At 60.6% G+C, this 8,328-nt stretch carries 8 protein-coding genes; 3 read left to right on the top strand and 5 right to left on the bottom strand.

Going from position 1 to position 8,328, the window contains the following annotated elements; translation table 11 throughout:
• Both DF196_RS12910 and DF196_RS14000 read left to right on the top strand, forming a co-directional pair.
• Positions 1 to 988, top strand: a 988-nt coding sequence (locus DF196_RS12910) for a DUF6020 family protein (RefSeq protein ID WP_241519725.1), incomplete at its 5' end; no start/stop codon positions are given.
• 80 nt (positions 989 to 1,068) lie between these two features.
• Positions 1,069 to 2,037 (top strand): PucR family transcriptional regulator, encoded by a 969-nt coding sequence (locus DF196_RS14000; protein ID WP_241519724.1) that lies wholly within the window; start codon positions 1,069 to 1,071, stop codon positions 2,035 to 2,037.
• Between the two features lie 151 nt (positions 2,038 to 2,188).
• On the opposite strand, the gene DF196_RS12895 is transcribed toward DF196_RS14000, so the two are convergent.
• From DF196_RS12895 to DF196_RS12875, 5 genes are all read right to left on the bottom strand, one after another.
• On the bottom strand, positions 2,189 to 3,565 hold the full coding sequence (locus tag DF196_RS12895; RefSeq protein ID WP_109058207.1) for a PTS galactitol transporter subunit IIC: 1,377 nt from the start codon (positions 3,563 to 3,565) through the stop codon (positions 2,189 to 2,191).
• Between the two features lie 155 nt (positions 3,566 to 3,720).
• The gene (locus tag DF196_RS12890; protein ID WP_109058206.1) at positions 3,721 to 4,836 is read right to left on the bottom strand and encodes a 4-hydroxybutyrate dehydrogenase; all 1,116 of its coding nucleotides are present in this window, start codon (positions 4,834 to 4,836) and stop codon (positions 3,721 to 3,723) included.
• Positions 4,837 to 5,113: 277 nt separating this feature from the next.
• A complete protein-coding gene (locus DF196_RS12885) occupies positions 5,114 to 6,079 on the bottom strand; it encodes a transketolase family protein (protein WP_109058205.1) in 966 nt (321 codons plus the stop codon).
• Positions 6,080 to 6,245: 166 nt separating this feature from the next.
• Positions 6,246 to 7,100: a transketolase gene (locus DF196_RS12880; RefSeq protein ID WP_109058204.1), complete on the bottom strand. Its 855-nt coding sequence runs from the start codon at positions 7,098 to 7,100 to the stop codon at positions 6,246 to 6,248.
• A 484-nt stretch (positions 7,101 to 7,584) separates the two neighbouring features.
• The gene (locus tag DF196_RS12875) at positions 7,585 to 8,088 is read right to left on the bottom strand and encodes a hypothetical protein (RefSeq protein ID WP_421728497.1); all 504 of its coding nucleotides are present in this window, start codon (positions 8,086 to 8,088) and stop codon (positions 7,585 to 7,587) included.
• Between the two features lie 66 nt (positions 8,089 to 8,154).
• On the opposite strand from DF196_RS12875, the gene DF196_RS14245 reads away from it, so the two are divergent.
• A partial coding sequence (locus DF196_RS14245) for an AraC family transcriptional regulator (protein WP_421728498.1) occupies positions 8,155 to 8,328 on the top strand: 174 nt, incomplete at its 3' end.

The following is an 8,328-nucleotide window of genomic DNA, read 5'->3' as shown; positions in this document are numbered from 1 at the left end:
CATGCGCCCCACGACGCCCGCCCCCGCGGCGCTCACCGCCCCGCTGCGTCTGCCGCGTCACAGCCTGCTCGCATTCATCGCGTCCACATCGGTGATGCTCATCTCCGCCAAATACGCCTGGTACATCATCGCCCTGCAGATCGTACTGGCGCTCATCGCGGACCGCCGACGCTGGGCCACGTACGTCGCGGCTCTGCTCATCCCCACCATCCTCATCCACGGCGGCATTTCCTTCGCCATCTCCTCGGGCGCGATCATCGGCGGCGATCCCATCGAAAGCCGTGGCGTGCAGTTGCAGATGATCGCGCGCGTGGCCCAGCGCAACCCGGATGGCATCTCGGACGAGGCGAAGAAGAACCTTTCCCCCGTGTTCAACCTGGATCAGATGGCGGATGCCTACTTCCAGCAGGACGCCGATCCGGTGAAGTCCTCCGGCATCCAAGCCAAGAAGGTCAGCTACAAGTGGCGTACCGTCACGCCGGAGGATATGAACGGCTTCAACAAGGCGTGGCTGGCGATCGTCAAGGACAATCCGGTCATTGCCTTGGACGCGCTGCTGGCTAAATGCTTTGGCTACTTCAACGTGACCGACCGCCCCTACGTATCGATGGATTATTACGTGACCAGCGATTACGTGCAGAAGAACTCCACGTGGATCAAGTCCTACCATCACGACTGGCGTGAGAAGGTGGTCAAGTTCACGAAGCAGTGGGGCAAGATCCCGGTGCTCGGCTGGTTCGTCCACGGCAATTTCTATGTGGTGCTGACGCTGCTCATCGGCGCGGCCGAGGTGATTCGCCGCCGTTGGCTCACGCTGATGACCCATATTCCGCTGCTGCTGCTCATGGGCGTGATGATCACCGCGCCGGCCAACAATTTCGAGCGTCATATGCTGCCGGTCGCCTTCGTGTTTGGCTTCGTGGTCCTCACCTATTGGCGTGATTCCCATGCGGAATGGGCAAAGGACGTGGCCCTCACGTCCAGGTGACGTCGCCGGCTGTGGCACGGCCGCCGAGGCCGCGCTGCTTCGTTCTCCCGGAGCCGAAGCGTCGCGGCTAGACTAAGGGTATGCCTTCAGACTTTCTCGAACTGCTTGCCTCCGAAGCCGCCGATTCGTCCAACAACACCGCGCTGGATCGCGTTCGCACCGTGCTGTTCGAGTGTCTGTTTCATCATCTTGCCGACGCCCGCGTGGATTCGCTGTTTGCCATCCTCGGTTTCGAGGACGGCTTCGACTGCTACGCCATCGCCGGCTATCCGGCCCGTTCCGCCGCGAAGACCCGCAAGGATATCGAGAAAATCGTGAGTGATTTCGGCGGCACATGTCTGACCGCCGAGTATGCGATGAACGGCTTGGGCCCTGACAATGCGGGCCCGGCCGGCACCAATGCGTCGTCCAGCACCGGGAACGACGTCCCGGTATCCGGCAATGCCGAATCGTCCGTCGCATCCGGCCCCGGTCGTGGCGCTTCGGCCGCCGCCAATCGTTCCTACAGTCGCTCGGACAAACGCAGCACCGCGGTCGTCGCCCTGATTCGTCCGGTCGGCGCGGCGACGCCTGAAGTCATCTGCAACACCGTCTCCTCCGCATTCGACGCCGCACGACCGCTAGCGTTAGGCCCGCAGCGCACGGGCAGCGAAGGCGCGATGCGTACGCTGCAGGCCGTGCTGTACTGCCTGAAGGCGGCACCGGCATTGGCCGCCACCGTCCAACAGATTCCACGCCCCCTGCGTACCGACGACGCCCTACCCGAACGCGCGCTCATCGGCGACGAGGATGCCCGCAACGAACTCATCCGCGTGGTCTACGGCAGCCTTACCGCGGCCGGCCCGGACGACCCCACGTTGCTCACCGTCTCGACGTTCCTGCGATTCGGTGGTTCGTTGGAGACGTGCGCCAAGGAACTCAACGTGCATCCCAACACCATCCGGTACCGTCTGAAGCGCGCCGCCGAATCCACCGGCTGGGACGCCACCGACCCGCGCGAGGCCTACGTGCTCACCACCGCCATAGCCCTCGGCCGCATGTCCGGCTGACCATACCGCATAAAAACTGGCTCCCCTCGCTGAGAGGAGCTGTCAGAGAAGCTGACTGAGGGGAGCACCGCAGTTAAATGCAATCTCTCAGTCTCACTTCGCTCGACAGCTCCTCTCAGCGAGGGGAGCCAGCTCTATATCCTTATATCCGTCACGCCACGGCCGCATCGGCGAGCGCCTGCTCGCGCATCGCGGTCTCGGCTACGATCTTCTTGCGGTTGTACCACATGAGCGCCACGCAGATCACCACGCACACCGCGGCACCGATCCACTTGAGCGCACCCAGGTTGTACAGGATCCACGCCAGCGGGTTGCCCGCGTAGTCGAAGCTGGCCACAGCGTTGGTGCCGTCGGGCAGTGTCACGCCGGAGGCCACGGCGGCCTTGGTGAACACGGAGGCGAGCGCGGTCGCGGAGTAGTCGCCGATCACGAGCGCCACCATGCCAATGATGAACGTGCGGAACACGTTGCCCTTGGTGATCGGCACCACGAGCGGGAAGATGTACATCGCGCCGGCCAGTGAGGCGATGGGCAGGAACTGGTTGCCCGGCAGTACCACGGACAGGAACAGGATGAACGGCACCACGAGCACCGAGCACACCATGATGGTCGGATCGCCCACCACGATGGACGGGCTCAGGCCGATGAGGAAGTCCACCTTGCCCTTGAACTTCTTGGCCAGCAGCTTCTTGACGGCTTCGGTGATCGGCAGCAGACCCTCGCCGAACAGACCGGAGATGCGCGGGATGAGCAGCATCACGGCACCGATGTTCACGGCGAGCTTGAGGATGGCGGTCACGTCGTACTGGGCGAGGATGCCGAGCACGGCGCCGATCACGGTGCCCAGGAACAGCGGTTCGCCGATGAAGCCGAGCTTCTCCTGCAGCTTCTTGGCGTCCCAATCGATCTTGTTGATGCCGGGGCACTTCTCCATCAGCCAGTTGAGCACGTGCGCGATCGGCGCGTACGGGGCGCACACCGGCACCGGGAAGGCAATGCCGTTGACCTTGTCATGGCCGTAGTAGGCCAGCACGCGCTTCGATTCGATGTCGCCGATGCAGTTGATGATGATGAAGTTCACGGCCACGATGAACAGGGACCAGCCGAAGCTGTTGGTCACCAGGTACACCAGTGCGCCGATGAAGGCGTAGTGCCAGTAGTTGAACAGGTCCATGGCGATGGTCTTGGTGGTTTTGGTCAGCAGCATCACCACGTTGAGCGCCAAGCCGAACGGGATGACCAGCGCGCCGACCTGCGAGCTGTAGGCCACCTGCGAGGCGGCCGGCCAGCCGATGTCCAGCACGTTCAAGTGCAGGCCGTAGAGTTCCACGATCTTGTTGATGACCGGGCCGAGGTTATCCGTCAGCAGTGTGGTGACGATGCTCAGGCCCACGAACGCCACGCCGACGGTCAGGCCGGATTTCAGTGATTTGGCAAAGCCGAGGCCCACGCAGGTGCCGATGATGGTGAAGATGATGGGCATCATCACCGATGCGCCCAGGCCCAGAATCCAAGTAATGACTTGCATGCGTAATATTCCCCCGCAAACTTTTGGCTCCCCTTGTCAGGGGAGCTGTCGCGCGAAGCGTGACTGAGGGGTAGTCAGGCGAGATAACGCCCATTCCTCGTATATAAATCTTGCATCGCTCGACAGCACCCCATACAGGAGTCCAGATATGTCTTTCAGTACAGCTTCTCGAAGATATCGAGCACGGCGGCCTCATCCAACGGCACGAAGTTGTTGCGCATCAGACGGGTCTGGGTTTCGATCACGCGGTGGGCCCACACGGGCAGTTCCTCTCGCGTAACCCCGTATTCGTGCAGGGCCTTCTTGGGCAGCAGCTGGTTGATGAGCGCCTCCATCTGGTCGTAGACGTCGGCCACATCGCATTCGAGGATGCCGGCGATGAAGGCGTTGAGCGTGGCGATCTCACCGTCCGACTTGATCTCCATGTACTTGCGCAGCACGCCGGTGAACATCGCGTAGTTTGATTCGCCGTGCGCCACGTGGTAGTTGCCGCCGAGCTGGTAGCTCAGAGCGTGCACGGCCGCGCAGCCGCCGGTGCCGAACGCGATGCCGGCGTACGTGGAGGCCAAGAGGAAGTCGCCCATGAGCGCGTTGCGAGCCTCGAGACCGCCGGCAGCCACCTTGCGGTAGCCGGACAGGATCATGCGCACGGCCTCGTAGCCGAACATCTTGACGATGGGCGTGGAATTGGGCGAGAGAATCGACTCGACCGAATGGCACAGCGCGTCGATGGAACTGGTGGCGAACACGTAGTTCGGCAGGCCGTGCAGCAGTTCGGGGATGAGCACGGCGGAGTCGCCGTACATGGCCGGGCAGCCCATGCCCACCTTGGTGCCGAGCTTGGTGCGGTTAATGGAGGCGAGCATGGTGACTTCTGAGCCGGTGCCGCAGGTGGTGGGCACGAGCACGAGGTCCACGCTGCGGCTCAGGTTGGGCAGATGGTCGAAGATCTCGTCCACGCTCATGCCGCCAGAGCAGGCCACCACCTTGGCCACGTCCATCACGGCGCCGCCGCCCACGGCCACCACACGCTTGGCGCTGTCCAGATCGGCGTCCTTGATCATGGCGTTGATCATGTCATCGGTGGGCTCGGAGGTGCCGTACGAGTCGACGAGCAGCACCTGCGCGCCTGCGGTGATGTCCTTCAGATAGGTGTCGTAGATGACCTTGACCGAGAAAATCAGGTCGCCCTCGCCCACATGGAATTCCTCGGCGAATTCCTTGACCGTGGCGTTCGAGTACAGGGTAGGTCCAACTTCGATAAGCTTCATTGCTTTCCGTTTCCTTATGTTTGAGCGGGTATTCCCCTCAGCCGCTACGCAGCAGGTTCCCGATGGGAGGGAATCGGTCCTGTACGACCCAAGACCGGCTTCCCTCCCGAGGGGAGCCGTCAGCGAAGCTGACTGAGGGGAGCACCCATGTTGGAGGGGGAAAATTACGTTTATAGATCCGCGACTCCCCTTGACAGAGGAGCCGGCCGCGAAAGCAGACTGGAGGTAGCAACCGATGCAACAGCCATCGCATGACGACCGCTGCATCAACAGACTGTCAGCCCTTGCGAGCAATCGCGCGTTTCACAGCGGCCACGGTGTCCTCCACGGTCAGTCCGTACTGCTCCGCGAGGTACTCCAGCGAGCCCACCTGACCGAACCGGTCGTGGATGCCGATGAGTTCCATCGGCACCGGCGCGTTGCTGACCACGGTCTCGCTGACCGCCGCTCCCAGGCCGGTGGTGATGTTGTGGTTCTCGGCCACCACGATCGCGCCGGTCTCCTTGGCGGCCTTGATCACGGCCTCGTCGTCCAGCGGCTTCCAGGTGAACATGTCGAGGATGCGCACACGGATACCCTCGCCGGCGAGGATGTCGGCGGCCTTCATGGAGTTGGCCACGCACAGGCCGGAGGCGATGATGGTCACGTCGGCGTCGGCATCGTCGCGCACGGTCACGGCCTTGCCGATCTCGAATTCGGTGCCGTCCTCGTAGATCTTGGTGCTTTCCCTACGGACCAATCGCATGTACTGCATGCCGTAGTTGTCCGCCATCCACCCCATGACCCACTTGAGCATGGTGATGTCGGTGGGCTCGATGATGGTCATCTGCGGGATGCCGCGCATGATGCCCATGTCCTCGAACGGCATGTGGGTGCCGCCGTTGGTCTTGGCGGTGATGCCGGGGTCGGAGCCGATGAGCTTGACGTTCGCCTTCGAATACGCGCCGGAGATGAAGATCTGGTCGGTGGCGCGGCGGGACATGAACGTGGCGAAGGTGTGCGCGAACGGAATCTTGCCGGCCAGCGAGAGGCCCACGGCCACGCCGACCATGTTGGCCTCCTGGATGCCGCAGTCCACGGTGCGCTCGGGGTACTTGGCCAGGAAGGGCTTGGTGCCCATCGCGCCCATGAGGTCGGCGTCGAGCACCATGAGTTCGGGATGGGTTTCGGCCAGTTCGATGAGACGGTCGCAGAACGCGGCACGCATCTCCTGGGCTTCGGGTTTGAGTTCCTTGACGATCATTGTGATATGTCCTTTTGTGTATTGGCTCTTTCGCATCGAATTCGGTTATGCGGGTGCTCTCGTCATTGGGTTTGCCCGCAACATCAACGTCGGATGTAATGCAAGAAGAGCGTAGGTTTATCTGCTTTCAGGCACTGAACGGCGGCTCGTTATGATCCGCACCCGTTCAAATCGCGTCGTAGTGGCTCTGCAGCTCCGCAAGCGCCTCCTCGAGCTGTTCGTGAGAGACGGCAGGCGCGTGGCTGTTCGTCTTGCCTTGAATCTCGCTCCAGCCCAGACCCTTGATGGTGTTGAGGATGATCATGCTTGGCTTGCCGGTGGTCTGCGTCTTGGCGGTTTCGATAGCCTCGTGGATAGCGACCACGTCGTTGCCGTCCTCGAGGTTCTGCACGAACCAGCCGAAGTCCTCGAACTTGGCGGCCATGTCGCCCATGGCGCAGATGTCGTCACAGAAGCCGTCAAGCTGGAGCTTGTTGTAGTCCACGAAGGCGATGAGGTTGTCCAGGTGGTGCTGCGGCGCGAACAGTGCCATCTCCCAGACCTGTCCCTCCTGCGATTCGCCGTCACCGAGGATGAGATACACGTTGTTCGGTTTCTTGTCGAGCTTGAAGGCAAGCGCCATGCCGGCCGCCACTGATCCGCCCTGGCCAAGGGAGCCGGCGGACATATCGATGCCGGGCACCAGCAGTCGATCGGCATGACTGGGCAGGTGGGTACCGTTCTTGTTCATGGTCTTGAGCCATTCCATCGGGAAGAAGCCCTTGAGTGCCAGCGTGGCATAGAGCGCGGGGGCGCAGTGGCCCTTTGAGAGCACCAGTCGGTCTCGCTCTTCCCACTGCGGGTTTGCGGGATCATACTTCATCTCGTCGCTGTAGAGCACAGAGAGCACGTCCGCCACAGACATCGAGCCGCCTACATGTCCCAGGCCGAATTCGGCGATGCATTTGATGGCTTCCATGCGAATACGCCATGAGAAGCGCCGCATCTCCTTAATCTGATCATCCGTCAGTTTCTCAGTCATGATATATCCCCCTCCATTGGTGAATATTCTCATTGATTGTTTTCCTTTACACCGAACACCTTTGCTCGGCTAGCAGAATCACAGTCTAGTTATTGAGAATATTTATAGCAAGCTGCAGCGCTTACAGCGTGTCGCAAATCAGACAGCAGCTCCCATTATTGAGAAAACAGACGAAATCTACGCTGAGATACCCCATTACAATCGCATCAAACGGAATCCGTGTTCTCAAACATGTCCGGGCGATGCCTTCCGTCGCATAGCTGTCGGCATCTCTCTGTTGTGCCCTATCGTCCATCAGCGGTCATTGGGATACAGAACCGAACACCTTCTGTACTCGAACGACCGCAAATTCCCCTCCCAGCGGTCTTTTGAGTCTAGAAGCCTGCGATTTCTATACCGAAACGACCGCAAATTCCCATTCTGACGTCCTTTTCAGTACAGAAGCACACACCTTCTGTACTGAAAAGACCGCGGTTCTTGATAACTATCGCACCAGTAAGGTATGACCGTTGGAGTCGTAATCAAGACCGGGCTCCAGCCACGGGAACTGATAGCGGGTTTTGTGATCGTTATATGCACGGCGCTGCTCGTCGGTTACGTCGTGTATCGCATCAAGCCGGATCGTGCCGTCTTCCACAGTGAAAACGGCAATCTGCGGTACTTGTTCGACTTCAGTAAGTACGGTAAAGGTGCGGTTCGTATCTCGCTGGAACAGGATGTGGTCGATGTTGCTGCCCCAAGGGTCCCCGTCCGAATCGGTGGTATCAGGTTGGGCTACAAGGCGTATCCCTTCCCACGCGCTACGCACGGCCAGCAAATCGTCAGGACGCCCATGCAAACGCACCCATAAGTAGACGGAGGTGGAAACCACCGGCACTACGTTCCAGATGAAGAACAACAACGCCTTATAGAGTCCCGCAGGCATATCGCCGTGTAGCGTGCCCTGAATAAAGGCATTAAACGGATCAACACAGAAACCGGCAATCACACATCCTAGGCACCAAGAGATGAACAGCACCGTGATCCATCCGTGACGACGGCGCAGCCACAGCACATGGGCAAGTCGCGCGTCGCCGGGGACCCTGTTATCGGACATGCCTTCATAGTGCCACCGCAAAGTGAACGGAGAGTGGCTGTGGGGTTGTTGAAAGCCACTGATTTGCCGGTTTCCGCCGTGGCTGCGTGTTGCGGGTTCAATTCGTCGAACTATTTCACCCGTGTCTTCCGC

Source organism: Bifidobacterium callitrichidarum, from assembly GCF_003129905.1.
In the GTDB taxonomy this organism is placed as follows: domain Bacteria; phylum Actinomycetota; class Actinomycetes; order Actinomycetales; family Bifidobacteriaceae; genus Bifidobacterium; species Bifidobacterium callitrichidarum.
This window is presented reverse-complemented; position numbering and strand designations above follow the sequence as displayed.